At 31.0% G+C, this 19,655-nt stretch carries 18 protein-coding genes; 12 read left to right on the top strand and 6 right to left on the bottom strand.

Annotation, left to right across the window (positions count from 1 at the left end; genetic code table 11):
- Window positions 1-23 precede the first annotated feature (23 nt).
- From EV195_RS02410 to EV195_RS02395, 4 genes are all read left to right on the top strand, one after another.
- Entirely contained in the window at window positions 24-320 is a 297-nt protein-coding gene (locus EV195_RS02410) for a hypothetical protein (protein WP_132792396.1), read from the top strand.
- A 74-nt stretch (window positions 321-394) separates the two neighbouring features.
- Window positions 395-1,987, top strand: coding sequence for a SulP family inorganic anion transporter (locus EV195_RS02405; protein WP_132792393.1), 1,593 nt, complete (start codon window positions 395-397; stop codon window positions 1,985-1,987).
- A gap of 44 nt (window positions 1,988-2,031) precedes the next feature.
- Window positions 2,032-3,897: a SulP family inorganic anion transporter gene (locus tag EV195_RS02400; protein WP_132792390.1), complete on the top strand. Its 1,866-nt coding sequence runs from the start codon at window positions 2,032-2,034 to the stop codon at window positions 3,895-3,897.
- Window positions 3,898-3,901: 4 nt separating this feature from the next.
- Complete coding sequence (locus tag EV195_RS02395) at window positions 3,902-4,531, top strand: carbonic anhydrase family protein (protein ID WP_132792388.1); 630 nt, start codon at window positions 3,902-3,904, stop codon at window positions 4,529-4,531.
- 51 nt (window positions 4,532-4,582) lie between these two features.
- Here EV195_RS02395 and EV195_RS02390 read toward each other — a convergent pair whose 3' ends face one another.
- Window positions 4,583-5,101: a CvpA family protein gene (locus EV195_RS02390; RefSeq protein ID WP_132792386.1), complete on the bottom strand. Its 519-nt coding sequence runs from the start codon at window positions 5,099-5,101 to the stop codon at window positions 4,583-4,585.
- Window positions 5,102-5,164: 63 nt separating this feature from the next.
- Here EV195_RS02390 and EV195_RS02385 point away from each other — a divergent pair, with 63 nt between their 5' ends.
- On the top strand, window positions 5,165-5,521 hold the full coding sequence (locus EV195_RS02385; RefSeq protein WP_132792383.1) for a hypothetical protein: 357 nt from the start codon (window positions 5,165-5,167) through the stop codon (window positions 5,519-5,521).
- Here EV195_RS02385 and EV195_RS02380 read toward each other — a convergent pair.
- Window positions 5,518-6,312 (bottom strand): SDR family oxidoreductase, encoded by a 795-nt coding sequence (locus EV195_RS02380; protein ID WP_132792381.1) that lies wholly within the window; start codon window positions 6,310-6,312, stop codon window positions 5,518-5,520. The genes EV195_RS02385 and EV195_RS02380 overlap by 4 nt on opposite strands.
- Window positions 6,313-6,434: 122 nt before the next feature.
- Here EV195_RS02380 and EV195_RS02375 point away from each other — a divergent pair, with 122 nt between their 5' ends.
- On the top strand, window positions 6,435-7,823 hold the full coding sequence (locus EV195_RS02375) for a TlpA family protein disulfide reductase (RefSeq protein WP_132792379.1): 1,389 nt from the start codon (window positions 6,435-6,437) through the stop codon (window positions 7,821-7,823).
- A 56-nt stretch (window positions 7,824-7,879) separates the two neighbouring features.
- Here the strand turns inward: EV195_RS02375 and EV195_RS02370 are convergent, their stop codons facing one another.
- Window positions 7,880-8,236 (bottom strand): YraN family protein, encoded by a 357-nt coding sequence (locus EV195_RS02370; RefSeq protein ID WP_132792376.1) that lies wholly within the window; start codon window positions 8,234-8,236, stop codon window positions 7,880-7,882.
- A gap of 37 nt (window positions 8,237-8,273) precedes the next feature.
- On the opposite strand from EV195_RS02370, the gene EV195_RS02365 reads away from it, so the two are divergent.
- Complete coding sequence (locus EV195_RS02365) at window positions 8,274-8,630, top strand: hypothetical protein (protein ID WP_132792374.1); 357 nt, start codon at window positions 8,274-8,276, stop codon at window positions 8,628-8,630.
- A gap of 144 nt (window positions 8,631-8,774) precedes the next feature.
- Here the strand turns inward: EV195_RS02365 and EV195_RS02360 are convergent, their stop codons facing one another.
- Window positions 8,775-9,689 carry a S66 peptidase family protein gene (locus tag EV195_RS02360; RefSeq protein ID WP_317128200.1) on the bottom strand — a complete coding sequence of 305 codons (915 nt, stop codon included), beginning with the start codon at window positions 9,687-9,689 and terminating at the stop codon, window positions 8,775-8,777.
- A 156-nt stretch (window positions 9,690-9,845) separates the two neighbouring features.
- On the opposite strand from EV195_RS02360, the gene metG reads away from it, so the two are divergent.
- The 5 genes from metG (at window position 9,846) to EV195_RS02335 (ending at window position 17,210) form a co-directional block, all read left to right on the top strand.
- Window positions 9,846-11,912: a methionine--tRNA ligase gene (gene metG, locus EV195_RS02355; RefSeq protein WP_132792369.1), complete on the top strand. Its 2,067-nt coding sequence runs from the start codon at window positions 9,846-9,848 to the stop codon at window positions 11,910-11,912.
- A gap of 120 nt (window positions 11,913-12,032) precedes the next feature.
- A complete protein-coding gene (locus EV195_RS02350; RefSeq protein WP_132792367.1) occupies window positions 12,033-13,499 on the top strand; it encodes a hypothetical protein in 1,467 nt (488 codons plus the stop codon).
- Window positions 13,500-13,536: 37 nt separating this feature from the next.
- Entirely contained in the window at window positions 13,537-14,439 is a 903-nt protein-coding gene (locus EV195_RS02345; protein ID WP_132792364.1) for a histone deacetylase family protein, read from the top strand.
- 56 nt (window positions 14,440-14,495) lie between these two features.
- Window positions 14,496-15,716: a hypothetical protein gene (locus EV195_RS02340; RefSeq protein WP_132792362.1), complete on the top strand. Its 1,221-nt coding sequence runs from the start codon at window positions 14,496-14,498 to the stop codon at window positions 15,714-15,716.
- A 48-nt stretch (window positions 15,717-15,764) separates the two neighbouring features.
- Window positions 15,765-17,210, top strand: coding sequence for a hypothetical protein (locus tag EV195_RS02335; RefSeq protein WP_132792360.1), 1,446 nt, complete (start codon window positions 15,765-15,767; stop codon window positions 17,208-17,210).
- 237 nt (window positions 17,211-17,447) lie between these two features.
- Here EV195_RS02335 and EV195_RS02330 read toward each other — a convergent pair whose 3' ends face one another.
- Both EV195_RS02330 and EV195_RS02325 read right to left on the bottom strand, forming a co-directional pair.
- Entirely contained in the window at window positions 17,448-18,320 is an 873-nt protein-coding gene (locus tag EV195_RS02330) for a DUF4437 domain-containing protein (RefSeq protein WP_132792357.1), read from the bottom strand.
- A gap of 189 nt (window positions 18,321-18,509) precedes the next feature.
- Complete coding sequence (locus EV195_RS02325) at window positions 18,510-19,577, bottom strand: hypothetical protein (protein ID WP_132792354.1); 1,068 nt, start codon at window positions 19,575-19,577, stop codon at window positions 18,510-18,512.
- Window positions 19,578-19,655: the final 78 nt, after the last annotated feature.

Raw genomic sequence — 19,655 nt, 5'->3', positions numbered from 1 at the left:
CATACTTTTAGCATTAGCACGATATGAAAACATTATTATTAACATACTTTTTTGCTATAACTTTTATCTCTTCTATAGCGTTACCTACTTATATAAGTTTGAGTGAAAAAGCATGCGAATATGAGTTACTCCTATCTGATTTAGAAGATGATTCTGAGCAAACAGAAAAAAACCTTGATACTGATGTTAAAATCATCTTTTCTTTCCAAGAAGTTCTACCTTATAAATCGATAAATACTCAACACAGTATAGGTTATTTATCAAGCAAATACATTCCTTTGTCACTTAAAGTTGATTCTCCTCCTCCAGAATTAGTCTAATACTTCTCGACAACATTTCTGATAAAAAAATAAAACCGACAACTTAAAAAACAAGTTAGATAATACATTATATTATGTTTAAAAAAATAAAAAGCGATTTACCCGCTAGTGTAGTGGTGTTTTTCGTTGCATTACCTTTATGTTTAGGTATTGCATTAGCTAGTGGAGCTCCATTATTTTCAGGTTTAATTTCTGGTATCGTAGGTGGTATCGTAGTTGGATTCTTGAGTGGTTCACAAATTGGAGTGAGTGGACCTGCAGCTGGATTAGCTGCAATAGTATTAACAGCAATTACCGCTTTAGGCGGGTGGGAAAATTTTCTAGTAGCAGTGGTACTTGGTGGTGTTATACAAATTATATTTGGTGTTTTGCGCCTTGGCATTATTGGTTATTATTTTCCTTCTTCGGTTATTAAAGGGATGTTAACTGGTATTGGGATTATTATCATTTTAAAACAAATTCCTTATTTCTTTGGAATCGATAAAAACCCTGAAGGTGATTTTGCTTTTCTACAGGTTGATGGAGAAAACACGTTAACCGAATTATTGAAAACTTTAAATGCGTTGTTGAGTGGTAATTTTGATAAAGGTGCTACGCTTATAGCGCTTATAGCTATGGGAATTCTAATTTTGTGGAGCAACGTATTGAGTAAAAAAGGAAAGATTTTCCAATTGATTCAAGGTCCATTAGTTGCTGTTGTAGTTGGAATATTATATTTCTTTTTTACAAATGGTTCATTCTTAGCCTTATCTAGCGAACATTTAGTTTCTGTTCCAGTTCCTGAAAGTCTTTCAGATTTTAAATCTCAGTTTGCCTTTCCTAACTTTGCAGTTATTACAAGACCTGACGTACTTGTTACAGCATTTACAATTGCTCTTGTAGCATCTCTAGAAACATTATTGTGTGTAGAAGCAACCGATAAAATCGATCCTCACAAAAGAGTAACTCCTACAAATAGAGAATTATTAGCACAAGGAACTGGTAATGTGGTTTCTGGTCTTATTGGTGGATTGCCAATTACGCAAGTTATTGTTCGTAGTTCTGCTAATATTCAATCAGGTGGACAAACGAAAGCGAGTGCTATTATTCATGGTTTCTTTTTATTAATATCAGTAGTAACTATTCCGCATATATTAAATTACATTCCATTATCTGTTTTAGCTGCCATCCTATTTATTGTAGGTTATAAACTTGCTAAACCATCTACATTTAAAGCAATGTACAAAGGCGGATGGATGCAATTTGTGCCGTTTATCGTTACAGTAGTAGGAATTGTATTTACAGATTTACTCAAAGGAATTAGTTTTGGTTTAGCAGTAGGAATTTTTATAGTGCTATATAGAAGCTTTAAAAACTCTCATTTCTTGCACAAAGAGGGTGAAGATATAGATGATGGTAAAATTAAAATGACACTTGCAGAAGAGGTAACCTTCTTCAATAAAGGTGCTATTCTTAAAGAATTAGATAATTTACCTGAAAATAGCTTTTTAGAATTAGACGTTACAAAAACAAAATTCTTAGATAACGATATTATTGAAATTTTGGAAGATTTTGCCTTAAAAGCTAAGGAAAGGAACATTAATATTAAGCTTATTTCTGAAAGAGGTATTGTAGAAAATCCACCTAGTTATATTGATTTCTTTAAGTTAAGATCTAAAGCCAGCTAGGTAAATTAATTATTTTAACTTGTGCAAAAAATCAATCGACCGAAATGAAAAATCTATTTTCTAATATTAAAGGTGATTTATTTGGCGGTATTACAGCTGGAATTGTTGCCCTACCACTTGCCCTTGCTTTTGGAGTTTCCTCAGGATTAGGGCCTAGTGCTGGTTTATATGGAGCAATATTTATTGCCTTTTTTGCTTCACTCTTCGGAGGTACGGATACGCAAATTTCAGGGCCAACTGCTCCAATGACGGCTGTTAGTATAGTGGTAATTGCAGCAATAATTGCCACAAACGATGGAAACCTTCAGCAAGCATTACCAATTATTCTATCAGTTTTTTTATTGGCTGGTTTAATGCAAATAGGCTTAGGTGCTCTTGGCTTTGGAAAATATATTAAGTACATTCCTTATCCAGTAGTTTCAGGATTTATGACGGCTATTGGAGTTATAATATTGATTACACAAATACTACCTTCTATTGGGTATTATGCTAAAGATGATGTTAGTTTTGTTAATCAATTTAAGCCTCAGGCCAACGAAATTATTTTACAAAACATTTTAAAAGATGAAGCTGGTAAAGATGTTTTGGCAATAGAAGACTTTCAAAATACAATTCAACGTGCCGATGAAATTAATGAAAAAAATATTTTAAAAGAATCTAAAACCTTAGCAGGTAAAGAATCTTCTGGAGTATTAGGCACATTAAAAGTATTACCACAAGCCATAAAAAAGATTAATTTTTTAGAGTTTTTACTGGCTTTAGGTACCATTCTTATAATTTTTGGCTTTAAAAGAATTACCAAATCTATACCTAGTACGCTAGTTGCTTTAGTAGTGATGACATCAATTGCTTTGATATTCGATTTGAAATATATTCCAATACAAGAAATTCCTGGTGGATTTCCTACTCCAAATTTAGAAATTTTTACAACGTTCAACTTCTCGACAGTTACCCCATATATATTTACTGCTTTTACCTTAGCCTTACTTGGTGCTATTGATTCTTTATTAACTTCAGTTATTGCAGATAATATGACCAAAACTAAACATTTACCTAATAAAGAGTTAGTAGGTCAAGGTATTGGGAATACCGTTGCTGCTATATTTGGAGGAATTCCTGGAGCAGGTGCTACAATTAGAACAGTAGTAAATATTAATTCTGGTGGAAAAACGAAACTTTCAGGAATGGTTGCTGCCCTAATGCTTTTAATTATATTATTAGGTTTAGGACCAATTGCTTCCAAAATTCCTGCTGCAGTTCTTGCTGGTGTTCTAATAACAGTTGGTATTGGTGTGATGGATTATAAAGGACTAAAAGCAATACCAAACTTACCGAAAGATGTAAAAATAGGACCAATTAGACTAAGTTCTGAAGTAATTATAATGTTTACGGTTATGATTCTTTCTATTTTTTGGGATTTAGTATATGCAGTTGGTTTAGGATTAATTATTGCTTCTTTAATCTTCATGAAAAAAATTGGCGATGTCACCTCAAAAGAATCAGATATTATACCGCTAGAAGAAGCATGGGATGATGAGACTGAATTTCCAGAAAGTCTTATCAATGATGTGTTTATCAAACATATTAACGGACCTTTATTTTTTGGTTTTACAAGTAATTTTCAAGCGCTATCAAAGCAAATACCTGAAACTGCAGAAATGGTAATTATTCGTATGGATAAAATGCGTTACATAGACCAATCTGGTTTATTTGCTTTAGAAGATATTTTAATTGATCTGAAAAAAAATGGAAAACAGATATTGTTTGTAGGTGTATTAGAACAACCTCAATACATGATGGAACGTATTGGGATTATTCCCGATTTAATTCCAAACAATCATATATTTGAAACCTTTTCTGAATGTTTAGAGTGGGTAAAAAACAACATATCAAAACAACATAAATTATAAACGAATGAGAAATAATGCTTTAACAAAAGAAATACAATCTAATTATACACCACAATCGGTATTAGAAGATTTACTAGATGGAAATAAACGTTATGTTAGTAATAATGTAACGAATTCTGATATAAGTTCATTAGTTCAACAGACTGCCAATGGTCAGTTCCCAAAAGCGGTGATTTTATCTTGTATTGATTCACGAGTTCCTGTTGAATTAGTTTTTGACCAAACTATAGGAGACATATTTGTTGCCCGTGTTGCAGGAAACTTTGAAAATATTGATATTTTAGGAAGTATGGAATATTCATGTGCAGTTGCTGGTAGTAAACTAATATTAGTTTTAGGACACGAAAGTTGTGGCGCTGTTAAAGCCGCTTGTGATGGTGTTGAATTAGGAAACATTACAGCAATGTTAAGCAATATTACTCCAGCTGCAAAAATGGCTTCTGAACAAGTAGATGGAGTTGCTGATTCTTCTAATAAAGAATTTGTAGAAAAAACAGTTGAAAACAATGTAAAATTAACTATAGAAAGGATTAGAGAGAAAAGTAAAATTTTACAAGAAATGGAAGACAATGGAGAAATATCTATCGTAGGAGGTGTTTATTCATTAGCTACTGGAAAGGTAAACATGTTATAAATTATACATAAATAATAAAAAAGGGATGATTAATCATCCCTTTTTTATTATTTATAAATCATTAGCTTCCGATTCGGACTTTTCTTCATCTCCTTTAATTATTGAAGGAAAAATCATCGGAGCTATTTTCTTTACTGGTTTGTATAAAATTGATTGCTCTAAACTTTCCTTTTTTACAAAAGGAATAGTATCATTCATTCTACCAAAAAAAATAAATACTACACTTAGAATTAATCCAATTTTTAAGGCTCCAAAAACTCCTCCTAAAATTTTATTTAAGATTCCTAAAGAAGCAAAATCTGCTATTTTGGTTAATATTTTTCCTAGTAATGCTATAACCACTATAATTATTACAAAAGTCCCAGCAAAGGCTACCAATGTAATGTATTGCTCTGACCAATCTAAACTGTTTTTCAACCAATCTCCTAAAAAATAAGAAAAGTGGATAGCTCCATATACACCAGCAACTAACGCTACAAGAGATGCTACTTCAACAAATAATCCTTTCATTAATCCCCTAACAAAACCAAAGAGTAACAATGAAGCTATAATAATATCAAATACATTCATAGTACTAGAATTTTAACAAATATAAATAACTCATTCGTATCTTTGCGCTTCAATTAAAAACGAATGAGTAAAGTTGGTAATTTAAAGGAAAAGTGGAATTTTTTAGTAACGTCTTTATCAGAACAATTTGCCGAAGGAGACGAGCTAAATTTAGATAGTATCATTTACCTTATTGGAGTTCAAGAATTAGGACAAGGACAACGTAAGTTTAAAAAAGATGAGAAGGTTAACTTAATGCATATAGCTATCTGTAAACTTTTAGAACCTTATGGGTATTATGAGTTTGATTTTTTTGATGATGATGGCTGGCCACACTACAAAATTGTAACAGAACTTCCTAATCTAAAACCTGGTGAACAAACTGTTTTAATGAAAGAAGCTATCGTTACGTATTTTGAAGCTATTGACTTTTTTAACTAGGTAACACTTAATTTTCGAATCATTTTAGAAAGTAGTTTTGGGTAAAATCGTTTAGCTAACACTCCTAATTTTTCTTTTGCACCTGCAATATAAACTTCTTCTTTTTGTTTTGTAATTGCTTTAACCATCAATTTCGCAAACTTATCTGGGTGAATTCCATTAGCTGTGGCCTCATCCATTTTGTTTTGTGGTGTACCATCTCCGGTTAAAGCATTCTTAGAAACATTCGTGGTAACAAAACCTGGACAAACCAACGTAACTTTTATATTATCTTGGTGAACTTCTGCTCGTAAACTATCAAAAAAACCATGCAAAGCATGTTTAGTTGCAGCATAGGTAGAACGTAAAGGCGTTCCTATTTTTCCTACTATACTAGTAGTAACCACATAGTGCCCTGATTTGTTTTCAATAAAGTGAGGTAAAATTGCTTTGCTAAGCGCAACAGTTCCTAAGTAATTAATATCCATTAATCGCTTATCTACTTCAATACTTGTATTTTTAGCTAAAGACCTTTGACTAATTCCACCGTTATTTATTAGAATATCTACACGACCAAAAAATGCAATGGCCTCAGTTACTTTTTTGTCTAAATTCAAATAATCTTCAAGATCTAATGGCAAAATTTTTATGCTTTCTAAACCTCCGCATATTTTTTTTACTTCATTTAAAGAAGATTCATTCCTAGAAGATAATATTAATTTTGTATTTTGGTGCGAAAGATGTATTGCCAGTGATTTTCCAATGCCTGAAGAAGCTCCGGTAATCCAGATTATTTTGTTTTTTATAACCATTATTTTGAATAAAGTTTAACCTAAAGTACTCAAATTAAATAAGAAATAGTAATTTTGGTATACTTATTGAAATACTGGTAACAGAATTATAAATATTATTTTAAATAAATCCCTTGTTAACGATGAAAAGATTACTTGCATTAATACTATTTGTTACATCGATTGCAAATGCTCAATACTCTGTAAAAGGAACGATGACACCGCCAGAAGAAAGTGATTGGGTTATTTTATATAAAATCGAAGGTGCAAAGCAAAAATTTATTAGTAACTCTACTATTGTGTTTGAAGATGTAAACATTGGTGGGAATACTCAAAAAGTTGGTAGGTTTGAACTAAATTTACCTGCAGATGCGAAAGAAGGTGCTTATAGAGTTACCTATAGAAACCAAGGAGCAGGATTTGTTGATTTCTTTTTCAATAATGAAAATGTTGAATTTGTTTTCAACCCAGTGTATCCAGAAGAATCTATTCTTTTTACTAAATCAAGAGAGAATAAAGTATATCGTGAATATTTAGAAGCAATTGGTAAAATGCAAAGAAAGATTGATTCTTATCAGGTAGAATACTTAAAGTCTGAAGATAAACAAATCAAAAAAGATTACAAAAAAGCGTATAAAGAGCAAGAAGATATTCAAGAAATTTACGAAGGTAAATCTGAAGGAATGTTAGTGAACACGTACATTAAAGCTTCAAAACCAACAAACTCTTCTTCTATTTTTGACGATACTCAAGAATATTTAGATCATGTTATTGAAAATTTCTTTGAAAATGTTGATTTTTCGAATAAGAAATTATACAATTCTCCATTTATAGTTGATAAAATAACGAACTATGTTTTTTATCTAAACATTGCTGAAAATCAATCTACACAACAGGAGTTATATAAGCAGTCAGTTGCTAAAGTAATGGGATTATTAGATGATAATAATGTTAAGAAAGAAGTAATTGAATATCTAATAACTCGTTTTGCAAATGCTAGAAACTCTGAAATTGTAGATGGTCTTTTTGCTGATTATTATGATAAACTTCCAAGTGATTTACAAGATCAAAAATTTAGAGATGATAAAGTAGCGTTACTTCGTGCTACAGTAGGAAGAATTGCTCCAGATTTCTCATGGACAGAAGGTGGAAATGAGTATTCTTTATCTACTTTAAGCGATAGTGACGAATACTTATTAGTTTTCTGGAGTACAGGTTGTTCTCACTGTTTAAAAGAAATTCCTTTATTACATACGTACATGAAAACTCATGCTAAAACTTCTGTGATTGCTTTTGGTATTGAACAAGAAGCTGCTGAGTGGACAGAATATGTGAAAAAATTAGAAGGATGGCATAATGTAATGGGAACTCATCCTGATAATAAATGGGAAAATGAAGTTGTAACTACCTATCAATTAGTAGGAACACCAACTTATTTCATCTTAAACAAAGACAAGAAAATAGTAGCAATGCCAAATTCTTTCGAAGACGTTAAAGATTACTTCGAAAATGGTAATGCTGAGAAAGAATAATTTTTTAGATACTATTTATATTGAAAAAGCGATGCAAATGCATCGCTTTTTTTATTTTAAAAATATAAAAATGCATCTTCAATGTGTTCTATCTTAAATGAAGTACTTCCAACAATAGAGATAATATCAAATCGAACTTCATACTCTAAATTACTCTTTTGCATGTAAAAATCCATAGCGGAAGTTAATAACTGAATTTTCTTTTTATTGATAAAATCTTTGGGGTTTCCGTGGTAATTAGAAGTTCTTGTTTTTACTTCAATAGCCACTATTACATCATCTTTTTTAGCAATAATATCTACTTCAGCTTTTAAATATCTATAATTACGATGCACTATTTTATAACCTTTTTTAAGGAGATAGTGTACTGCTAACTCCTCTCCTCTTTCACCTAATTTATTATGTTGAGCCATAGCATTTTCTTACAAAAATACCTATATTTAGATTATTATGAATGAAGAAAAATTATTTAAGTACATTTCCTTTTTAAAAGCAGAATTTGCTCGTCACAGCTATGATGAATACATCGATGAAGATGAAATCAATCAACTAAACATAGAAATTAGAAGATTTAAAAAGTACGTAATCGACTCAACGATTATTTCTGATGCTTTCAAACAAGAAATTTATAAAGTTGATTTTAACCTTGAAGAAACTCGACATAACCGGTCGAAGCCTAGTATCTTTTTCTGGTTATTTGGTGGTGATTATGGAAAAAGGTATGCGGAACAAGAAAACCGAAAAAATCGTTTTCAAAAATTATCTAATGATCTGGAGAATCTTGAGTTTAGATTAAAAGCGATGTGATTTCTTTAAAACTAAATATTAAGCTTACATAATATTTGTCTACTAACGTCATTCCGAACTTGTTTCGGAATCTCACACTATAACTACTTCATTTGATGAGAACCTGAAACTCCCAAAACTTCGGGACAAGTAGATATTTCTAAGTTATTTAAAACTAATCGAAGAAGACTTACTTCCAACTGATAGCTTTACTTCTCTTCCCATTAGCAAAGCTCTATTATCTGGTTCATGACCTGCTGGAAACCCAAATAGAACCGGAATGTCATCAGGAACGATGTCTAGAATTAACTGTTCTATAGATGTTCCCCATGGTGTTGTGTTTTTTCTAACCTTGGTCATATCACCTACAATAATTCCTTTAACTTTTGTAAAATAACCCGCTCTTTTTAAGCTTTGTAGCATTCTATCAATAGCATATTTATATTCGCCTATCTCTTCAATAAATAAAATTTTTCCATCAGTATTTATTTGACTATCCGAACCTAGCATAGAACTCAAAATTGCAATATTTCCTCCTACTAAAACACCTTCTACAGTTCCTCTTCTGTTATGTTCGGAAGATTTTATAGTATAATCAAGTTGTTTACCAAACAATGCTTTTTTAAAAGTATCAATAGTCTCTGTGATATCCTCTGGTTTATCTTGCATACTTGTTCCCATCATTGCATGCAAACTCTCTACTCCTAAATTGTGTACATGATTATGAAATGCTGTAATATCAGAATACCCGATAATCCATTTTGGATGTTTCTTGAACTTTGTAAAATCAAGCTTATCTAAAATTCTAACCGAACCATACCCCCCTCTAGCACTCCAAATAGCTTTTATTTTCGGATTGTCTAATGCTTCTTGAAAATCTTGACAACGTTGCTCATCAGTTCCTGCAAAATGATTTGCTTGAGCAAAAACGTGTTTTCCTATTACCACTTTTAACCCCCAACTTTCTACTAATTTTTTAGCATCATTAATAACTTCTTCTCTATTTTTTAATATTCCTGCAGGAGCTACAATTGCAATCGTATCTCCCTTTTTTAAATAAGGAGGTGTAATTAACTTCATTGTTTTTTGAGCGCTTATTGGGAGTGCCGTTAACAGCATTAGTATCATGAATTTTCGCATACGATTAACTTCTTCTAATCACGTTAAAATCTAGTTAGTGTAAATGTAACAAAATAGAAGCGTGTTTTGTACTTTTGCACTTCAAAATACAAGAAAATGAGTTCTTCAAAAAGATATACAATTACAGCGGCATTACCTTATACAAATGGTCCTATTCATATTGGACATTTAGCTGGGGTTTATGTACCTGGAGATATTTATGCACGTTTTTTACGTTTAACAGGAAATGATGTTGCATACATTTGTGGTTCAGATGAGCACGGTGTTGCAATTCCTATGCGAGCAAAGAAAGAAGGTGTTACTCCTCAACAAATTATCGATAAATATCATGCTATTATTAAGCAATCTTTTGAAGATTTTGGAATTTCATTTGATAATTACTCTCGTACATCTGCAGAAATACATCATGAAACTGCCTCAGATTTCTTCAAGAAAATGTATGCTGATGGTGAGTTTATTGAAGAAGTCTCTGAACAATTGTATGATGCGGAAGCAGACCAATTTTTAGCAGATCGTTTTGTAATTGGAACTTGTCCTAAATGTGGAAATGAAGAAAGTTATGGAGATCAATGTGAGAAGTGTGGAACGAGTCATAACGCTACAGATTTAATCAACCCTAAATCGGCAATTACTGGAAATGTTCCTGTATTAAAACAGACTAAGCACTGGTTTTTACCTTTAGATAAACATGAAGCTTTTTTACGTGAGTGGATTTTAGAAGGACATAAAAACGACTGGAAATCGAATGTATTAGGACAAGTAAAATCTTGGATTGATGATGGATTACGTCCGCGTGCTGTAACACGTGATTTAGACTGGGGAATTCCTGTACCTGTTGAAGGTGCAGATGGAAAAGTACTTTATGTGTGGTTTGATGCACCAATCGGCTATATTTCTTCTACGAAAGAATGGGCTGCTCGTGAAGGTAAAAACTGGGAAGATTATTGGAAAGACGAAAATACCAAACTAGTTCATTTCATTGGAAAAGATAATATTGTATTCCACTGTATTATTTTCCCTTCAATGTTAAAAGCTCATGGAGGTTATATTTTACCTGAAAATGTTCCTGCAAACGAATTCTTGAACTTAGAAGGAAACAAATTATCTACTTCTAAAAACTGGGCTGTTTGGTTACATGAATATTTAGAAGAATTCCCAGATCAACAAGACGTTTTACGTTACACTTTGACAGCAAATGCTCCTGAAAATAAAGACAACGATTTTACTTGGAAAGATTTTCAAGCAAAAAACAACAATGAGTTAGTTGCTATTTTCGGAAACTTTATCAATCGAGTAGCAGTTTTAACAAATAAATACTATAATGGAATAGTTCCTGAACCTAATGATTTTACAGAACTTGATGAAGAGATTATGGAACAACTTCAACAGTTCCCTGATGTTATTGCTAAGTCAATTGAACGTTATCGATTCAGAGAAGCTTCACAAGAGTTTATGAATGTGGCCCGTTTAGGAAACAAATATTTAGCGGATGAAGAACCTTGGACTCTTATCAAAGAGGATGAAGAGCGTGTAAAAACAATTATGTATGTAGCTTTACAGATTGCTACAGCCTTATCTGTTTTATCTGAACCATTTCTTCCTTTTACTTCTGAAAAATTAAAAGATATTTTAAACATTAATAAAGATGTAGAAAATTCATGGAGTGAAATAACTTCAAAGAAAGTTTTACTTCCGACTGGTCATAAAATTATGGAAGGTAAAGCTCCTTTACTTTTCTCTAAAATAGAAGACAAAACTATTGAAGTTCAATTAGCAAAACTAGAAGCTACTAAAAAAGCAAACGAAGCTGCAAATAAAGAAGTTGAACCTCAAAAAGAGACTATTGAGTTTGAAGACTTCACTAAAATGGATATTAGAATTGGAACTATTTTAGAAGCAGAAAAAGTTGCGAAAACGAAAAAATTATTAAAACTAAAAGTAGATGTTGGAATCGATGTAAGAACAATTGTTTCTGGTATCGCTGAAAGTTTTAAACCAGAAGATATTATTGGGCAACAAGTTACCGTATTATGTAATTTAGCGCCAAGAAAAATACGTGGTATTGAAAGTCAAGGTATGATTTTAATGACTGATGCTGAAGATGGATCTTTAGCTTTTGTAGAGCCACAACAAAAAGTACATAACGGCGGACAAGTTTCCTAGTAAATATAAGAGCCTTTTTCAAGGCTCTTTTTTATTCTTTATAATTTACATCAACATCAGAAAAACTACTAACTTATATTTATTCAATATTTTGTAAATTAGTGTTTTAAATGTTGATGCATGATTAAAAAATTACCCCTAGTTTTAATCTTATTTTGTAGTTCAATAGTTTTTGCGCAAGAAAAGTTAGGTGAAATTCAACCTTCTTTAAAAACATCTTCAAAAACAATACGAGGTTCACTTTCAATAGTGAACAACTTGAATAATGATATTGTTACTTTTATTAGTAATAAAGACTCTATCTATAGTTATTTAACAAACTCGAAATTTGAATCAAAGAAGCAATTATCAATAAAAAGAAACAGAAGGTTTAGCGGAATTGTAGGAAAAACATATACTGAAAACACCTATACTTTTATTGTTTCAGACAAAAACCTAAAGCGTTTCAAACAAGTTGAATTTGACTTTAAAAAAGATACTGCTTACTATAAAAACGAATCTTTCTCTGCTAAAAACATGACACTTTTACAAAGTGTGAACTTGGGAGATAAAACTCATTTACTGTTTTTAAAAAACAACTCTTCTAATTTAGTTGTCAAAACATATTTTAATGATGGAAAATCTACACTAAAATCCTTCAATTTAAAAGGTCAGAAACTATTACTAAATAACAGTAAAGAAACAAGTTTGTCTAAACTGTTATTTAATGTATTGTATAACGATTACACCATTACAAAATTACATTCTATAGAGCTTGAAAATAATAGCGTAGAAAATAAACTACAAACAATTCCTATTGAAAGCGCTACAGATTTCACCAAATTGTATGTTGTTGATGCAACAATCAAGATAGTTTTTGATAAAAATAAATTTTATACACAAATTTTATCTCTCGATTTAGCTAATGAATCTTTTTCCTTACAGAAAATAAAAAAACCTTTTTTTGAAGTTGCTAGTAAAAATAAAACTACTAACTCTTTTCTACTAAATAACATGTTATTTATTGTTGCTTGTACTAAAAAGCAGTTAAAAATTAATGTGCATAATGTAATAGATGAAAGTATTATAAAAAGTTTTGTTGCCGATGTAGCTAAACCTTTTCCATTTAAAGATTATGAAATGGTGATTAAAGGGAAAAAGCATCGAAAATCAACAAGCAATCAAAAGTTTTTGAACAATCTTTACTATAGTGACATCGGGATTTTTGTTGAGCAACAACCTGAAAGTTATCAAATTACTGTTGGAGGGAAAAAGCCAGCTACAATTGATAATCCTATGATAGGAGTAAACATGAGTAACTTAACCTATTTGTACTCTGTAAATAATTATAGAGGTTTTTTAGATCCTCACGCTTATATCTTAAACGTTTATCGAAAGGTTAAATCCAATTATTTAACCTACTCGGTTGATTTAGATTTAAACCCAAGTTCTAGTAAAATAAAGGAAAATGTATATCATAAAATAAGTCAATTTTTAGGAAACAGTGATTTAAAGAATAATGAAAGTCACTTTTTTAGATTACAGCAGAAGACCGTTTATAGTTATTATGACAGGAAAAATAATAGCTATAAATTTTTAGCATTCTAATATATTAAATAGCTTTGAGCATCTCTTTTGAATACGAATGTTAAAGATCGCCTATCATCCAATTTACAATCATCCTTTACCAGACACACATCGATTTCCGATGGAAAAGTATGATTTAATACCGCAACAATTAATCCATGAAGGCACTTGTGCAAAAGACAACTTTTTTGAGCCAGAAATTCCAAATAACAAATATTTCTTTTCCGTTCATACACCAGAATATTTTTTCGATTTATTAAACATTACCTTATCTAAAAAAGAAGAACGTAAAATTGGTTTTCCTTTAAGTGAGCAATTGATTGCTCGAGAAATGGTGATTACTGATGGAAGCATGAAAGCTTCGGAATTTGCGCTAGAACATGGAATTGCAATGAATATTGCAGGTGGAACACATCATGCATTTACCAATAGTGGCGAGGGATTTTGTTTGTTAAACGATCAAGCGGTTTCGGCACGTTATCTTCAAAACAAAGGATTGATTAAAAAAGTATTAATTGTTGATTTAGATGTACATCAAGGAAATGGTACAGCAGAAATTTTTAAAGATGACCCTTCTGTTTTTACATTTTCAATGCATGGAAAAACAAATTATCCTTTTCATAAAGAGCAATCTGATTTAGACATCCCTTTAGAAAATAACACAAAAGATGAAGAGTATCTCTCCATTTTAAAAAACACGCTACCTAAACTTATTAAAGAGCAGCAACCAGATTTTATTTTTTATCAGTGTGGTGTCGATATTTTAGAAAGTGATAAACTTGGTAAACTATGTATTTCTCTTGAAGGCTGTAAAGAACGTGATCGCTTTGTTCTTCAAACTTGTTATGATAACAAAATTCCAGTAATGTGCAGTATGGGCGGTGGTTACTCAACAGATATTAATATCATTGTGCAAGCTCATGCGAATACGTTTCGTTTAGCTCAAGAGATATTTTTTTAAGTCGCTTCTTTTGGTAGAATAGAAGAAAAAAATCTTAAAAGCTTTATTTTTACTACATGCATAAACTTGTCTTTATCATTTTAGGAATTGCTTTTTTAACTGATGCTTCGGCTCAACATAACAGTAGTGCTTTTCTTAAAAACGGAATAGACAAACCTAGCATGCTTCCTATTCATCATTTTGGAATGTTTTCTTCTCGAATCAACCAAAATTTTAAAGTGCGCCCTGTTGATAAAAACGAACTACAAGTTTCTATTGCCAGTGCAAATACGTTTAATCCGTTTGTTGAAAAGTACATCCCTAAAGATGAAGCTACGAGAAATGAAATGAGACAATTAATTTGGTACAATAGACACTTTTTTATAGACCAAGAAACTACGCCAGCCGAATACTCTACTATTGTTGTTGATGCTGTTTTTAAAAACATACGAATTGATTTTACTACAAAGCTTACTGCTAAAAGCGATCTTACTTTTACACTTAGATCGTATTTAGTTACCAAAGGGCTTTTTCCTTTTTCAACTATTACCAGTGATAATTTTATTGAATGGTTTCATAGTAATATTGCGGGCGGTGAAGATCCTTTTGGAAGAAGATATTACGGACTAAATCAAGTAAATGTAAGATATCAAGACAAAAACGGAAGAGTCTTAACCTTAAAAGATGGTGAGTTTATTTTTGGAGGAATAGAAACTAACTATTTTTATTATCCTTCTTTTCCCAAGTTAACTCATAAAAATATTTTTATGAGTTTTGGCGCTCACATGGGGATAAATACTTCAGAATACAATCCTTCTTTAGACTTTGGGTTTTCGAGTAACTTAACAAAAGAATGGCGATTTAAAAATAATACTGAATTTAGATTTGGTGTTGGATTGGCTGTACTACGAAAAAACATTATGAATTTTGGAAATACGGTTGAACTCGGAGACCTTAATTTTTTAGGAAGTCTTGAATCTATGATTGAATACACAAAATATACTGCAAAGAAAAATTATCATTCATGGGGTATAAACTATCAAAGACAAACCAGTTATAACAATCCTGATGAAGCCAATTATTATCAGTTAGTTGGAAAATGGCAAGAAATACATTCTGGTTGGTCAAACGGTTTTGAAAAACTCACCGAACATCAATCGGCCTGGAGTCTATTATATACCTATGGAACTCCTAAAACCACTCTTAATTTATACCTTAAACAAGATTTATATCTTAACAATTCACCAGATATTCAAACTGGTATTGCTTTAAAGTTTCCTCTTGTTAGGAGTAAATAAATCGTTTGTTTTATATTTGCCGTCGATTTTAAATTGAAAAAAAATATGATGAGAAAAAGTTTCCTAAAAGCGTTAGGTTTCATTGTTGTAACCCTAACTGTAATAGCTTTACCAGCACAAACTCAATTAACTAACTTTAGGAATGTTTTAAAACAAAATTCTACTGATATTAAAGATGTCATTCCCATTGTTAATAAAGAAAATGGAAATTCTGTAATTTTTATTGCAGACGCAAAAAATGTATATGGTTATAAATTAAATGATCAGTTTCAACTTATAGATAAATTAGCTTCTGATACAAAAAAAAGAAAATATAAAGTTTTTATAGGAGCTGATATTCATGATGAAGATTATCGAATTTTCTTATCTAATCCAAACAAAAACAAGTTTACCTCAATTAATTTTTCTTACTCATCTAAATCTACAAATCATAATGAGTTCGAGTTACCACTATATGAATACTTTATTCAGACAATCTCTCCAGCTAATAAGCTCCATTTCTTAACCGCAAATAAACTTTCAGGTGAGTTGTTTTTATATAATTTTGATGCTGATGGATCACCAATAAAAAATAAAATTGATCTAGAAAGTACATTAATAGCTGGTAAAAACGGTAAAGCTGTAAGAATTGCAAATTTACTGACAACCCCAGATAAGATAAATAAATTTGAAAAGGATGTACCTAATTCAATAGAAGCTGTTTCTGATAAAACAAAAATATATGTTCGAAACAACGAAATAGTAATTACCTTCGACCAAAACAAGGAAAAAACTCAGGTTTTAACAATTGATATTGAAACTAAAAAATCTTCAATGAAAACTTTTGAAAAACCTTTGTTAAATATAAATTCTCCAAGAAAGAAAACTAATTCGTTTTTATACGATAAGTATATTTTTGAAGTTGCTGCTACTAAAGACATTTTTTCAATGCAAATTCTTAATTATAACTCAGGTGCTTTCATTAAGGAATACGCAGTTAATAAAAATGAAACTATTGCTTTTAAAAACACTCCAATTATTCAAGAAGGTGCAGTTTACAATAGTTATCGTGAATTAGAAAAAACAAAAAAGTTTTTAAGAAAAATAACAGCAGAAAATATAGGCGTTTCGGTAATTAAGGTTGCTGATGATTATTTATTTACCATTGGTGGATATGTAAAACAAGCCAGAGGTGGTGGTGGATTTATGATGGGACCTGGTTTTGGTGGAATTCCAATAGGAGGCGCAGGAAACGTTACTTTTTTCTTTAATCCGACAATGTTTGCCTATAACTCATTTTCTAGTACAAAATCTACCAGAATAGAAGGTGTTTTTAATGATAATTTTGAACACTCCCCAGAAAAGGAAGTTCCTGAAAATATTTTTGATAAGATTGATAAACATCCTACAAAAAGTGAAGTAGCGAAAACCATATTTAAATACAAGGATTTCTTTATAAAAGGAGATATGGATACTAAAACTAAGACATACTATCTTACAAAATTTACCCAGTAGAATAAAAAATTCTATAAATTAAAAAAGTCCAGATCATAGTAAATCTGGACTTTTTTTAAATCTATTAACTATATGCGAATAGTTCAGTAACTTCCACAAAAAAACAAAATAAAAAGACTTATTTTTTCATTTGCATCATTAAGAAGTATTAAAATTAAGTTTTGTAAAAACAGTTGAAAACATAAATCTCCTCAAAAAGTTTTTATTCAGAAAAGAATATTCAAAACATTAATCGAATTATCTTACAGAAATCTCCCCATTTGTTCTTATATATATAATTACCTCTGAAGTTGTATTATTCTCAATTTTATGTTCTGCTCTATCAGTAGCTCCAAAATAACTTCCGCTCTCCAGCACTTGTATTTGGTCTTTAGGCAGATCATAGTTTAAAATTCCTTTAATAACAACTCCATGAAAAACATTACCCGACGACACTATTTTTCCTTTAGAATTAGCAGGTATTTTAAGAAATAACCCTTTATTCTTTGAACTTGTTTCTTCCCATAATAAACTTGTCGAAATATTACTTTTTTCAGATATCCATTTAATATCATTCCCGTCTAACCAAATTAAGTTAGAAACATCAATATTAACTGGTCGTTCTCCATTATCAAAAGCTTCAGAAATAGGTTTAACTAAATAAGGACCTTTATCAATTTCTACTAAGGCAATATTTTCAGAACCTTTTGCAGCAGTTATATGAGATTCACCAGCAGGCTGTGTCCAAAATGAAACTGGTTTCATCCATAATTTTTCAGCAGCAGGATCATCATTATGTATAGAACCTTTTATAACTACTGCCCTATAAGTTGCATTGTGTATGTGTGGTGGCGAAGAAAAACCATCAATAAACTTAGCTAGAAAACCTGTTGGTACTTCACTTTTTCGATTACCCCATAATGTTCCTGCTTGTGGACTTTTTTCTCCTCTAGCTGGATTTAACTTTTCCCAAACCACATCAGAATACAACAATACTTTATTGGTTGGGTTAGTAATAGAATCTTCTTTTACCTCTGATAAAACTGCGCTATTTGATTTTTTCTCTTCTTCTTGTAAGGCACAAGATATAAACATAATGGTAAGAAGAAGGATTGTTACTTTATTATTCATAATACTTTAAATATAATTTCAACCTGAATATATACAAACAAAATTACGGTTAGTTACTTATATGAACAATAACGGTCAAAAAGGATAGTTACATAAGAGAGTAAAAAAACTTATTATCTGAACACGTTTGCCAAATAAAAAAGTCCAGATTACAGTAAATCTGGACTTTTTTAATTTTCTTATTTCTCTCTATTTATGTGGAGTTTCTTGCTCTGAAATTCGAAGGTTTTTAAATGGAGCCGTTTCTCGTAACGCAACCGTATTTGCATCTGTATTTGCTAAAAAAACAACTTGTTTCCCATTACAAAAACTATCATTATGAATGCAACATTCATCAACAGCAATTGCATGTCCATCAGAAGGAAATCTAAAAACTGTAAAATGATATTCTGGCTGTAACTTATTTCCATGTCTTTCTGGACATTTATTCTCTTCCCAACTTTCTCTATTATCTCTCTCTTGTTCTTCTTTACTTTCTATAATTCGTCCTAATAAAATACGACAAATATTCGTTGACTTTTCTTCTTCAGTTGGATTTGGAAACCAAATATGTGGAAACGGATGATGCTCAACAAATAAACCTCCGCCTCCATAAGACTTCATAACGTAATCTTGAATGTAGCCTGGCAAACTAGTGTCGTATTCCATACCAAACAAAGGCTTATTAAATCCCATATGAAAAGATTCTCCTGGCTTTAAAATTTTTGCCCCATAATATTTCAATGTTTCATCAAAATCTTTATGATGAATATCTAACACAGGAAAATCGATTTCTGTTTCATTTACCAATAACGATCCTGTTGCTCCAAAAACATTTGCAGAATTACCAACAGAAGGCAAACCTCCACCATCTTTTCCGCTCACCCACTTTGCTTGAACTTTTAAAGCATTTCCTTTTTTAGGAACTTTCGCATTAATTCGTCTTTCTTTTAACTCGTCTAATAAAGAATGTTCTTCAGTATATTCCTCTTCCACTTTTACAACGGATCCTCTTCCTGTACCTTGTTCTAAACGAACTTTTTGATAGGGTTTAATTGGACCATAAATCCCCGTAGTTGTCATTAAAGGAATTCCTTCAGCTCCCGAACGAATAACAACTGCATCATTTAAAAAATCAAAGTTCTCTTTTAAACTTTCATCTGATATTCCTAAATCAACATATTGCCATCTTCTCTCATTCATAATCTCTTTCATTTTCTTATCAGATACAACTTCTTTTTTCTCCTTATGCCTAGACGGACTATACACATGACTCATACTTATTAATTTTAAAGGTTATTGAATTAAAAATAAATCAATCTTTTCCTCATTTCAATTTATTTACCCTAAGCATAT

The organism is Tenacibaculum skagerrakense (assembly GCF_004345825.1).
GTDB classification, from domain to species: Bacteria; Bacteroidota; Bacteroidia; order Flavobacteriales; family Flavobacteriaceae; genus Polaribacter; species Polaribacter skagerrakensis.
The sequence above is the reverse complement of the archived record's forward strand: the minus strand, read 5'-3'. Positions and strand labels throughout refer to the sequence as shown.

Excerpts from the sequence above, each read along its gene's own strand:
- EV195_RS02395 (WP_132792388.1), top strand. The coding sequence starts at position 3,902 with ATGAGAAATAATGCTTTAACAAAAGAAATACAATCTAATTATACACCA.
- metG (WP_132792369.1), top strand. The coding sequence starts at position 9,846 with ATGAGTTCTTCAAAAAGATATACAATTACAGCGGCATTACCTTATACA.
- EV195_RS02335 (WP_132792360.1), top strand. The coding sequence starts at position 15,765 with ATGAGAAAAAGTTTCCTAAAAGCGTTAGGTTTCATTGTTGTAACCCTA.
- EV195_RS02370 (WP_132792376.1), bottom strand. The coding sequence starts at position 8,236 with ATGGCTCAACATAATAAATTAGGTGAAAGAGGAGAGGAGTTAGCAGTA.
- EV195_RS02350 (WP_132792367.1), top strand. The coding sequence starts at position 12,033 with ATGATTAAAAAATTACCCCTAGTTTTAATCTTATTTTGTAGTTCAATA.
- EV195_RS02365 (WP_132792374.1), top strand. The coding sequence starts at position 8,274 with ATGAATGAAGAAAAATTATTTAAGTACATTTCCTTTTTAAAAGCAGAA.
- EV195_RS02410 (WP_132792396.1), top strand. The coding sequence starts at position 24 with ATGAAAACATTATTATTAACATACTTTTTTGCTATAACTTTTATCTCT.
- EV195_RS02330 (WP_132792357.1), bottom strand. The coding sequence starts at position 18,320 with ATGAATAATAAAGTAACAATCCTTCTTCTTACCATTATGTTTATATCT.
- EV195_RS02380 (WP_132792381.1), bottom strand. The coding sequence starts at position 6,312 with ATGGTTATAAAAAACAAAATAATCTGGATTACCGGAGCTTCTTCAGGC.
- EV195_RS02390 (WP_132792386.1), bottom strand. The coding sequence starts at position 5,101 with ATGAATGTATTTGATATTATTATAGCTTCATTGTTACTCTTTGGTTTT.
- EV195_RS02345 (WP_132792364.1), top strand. The coding sequence starts at position 13,537 with ATGTTAAAGATCGCCTATCATCCAATTTACAATCATCCTTTACCAGAC.
- EV195_RS02360 (WP_317128200.1), bottom strand. The coding sequence starts at position 9,689 with ATGAAGTTAATTACACCTCCTTATTTAAAAAAGGGAGATACGATTGCA.
- EV195_RS02385 (WP_132792383.1), top strand. The coding sequence starts at position 5,165 with ATGAGTAAAGTTGGTAATTTAAAGGAAAAGTGGAATTTTTTAGTAACG.
- EV195_RS02340 (WP_132792362.1), top strand. The coding sequence starts at position 14,496 with ATGCATAAACTTGTCTTTATCATTTTAGGAATTGCTTTTTTAACTGAT.
- EV195_RS02405 (WP_132792393.1), top strand. The coding sequence starts at position 395 with ATGTTTAAAAAAATAAAAAGCGATTTACCCGCTAGTGTAGTGGTGTTT.
- EV195_RS02375 (WP_132792379.1), top strand. The coding sequence starts at position 6,435 with ATGAAAAGATTACTTGCATTAATACTATTTGTTACATCGATTGCAAAT.
- EV195_RS02400 (WP_132792390.1), top strand. The coding sequence starts at position 2,032 with ATGAAAAATCTATTTTCTAATATTAAAGGTGATTTATTTGGCGGTATT.
- EV195_RS02325 (WP_132792354.1), bottom strand. The coding sequence starts at position 19,577 with ATGAGTCATGTGTATAGTCCGTCTAGGCATAAGGAGAAAAAAGAAGTT.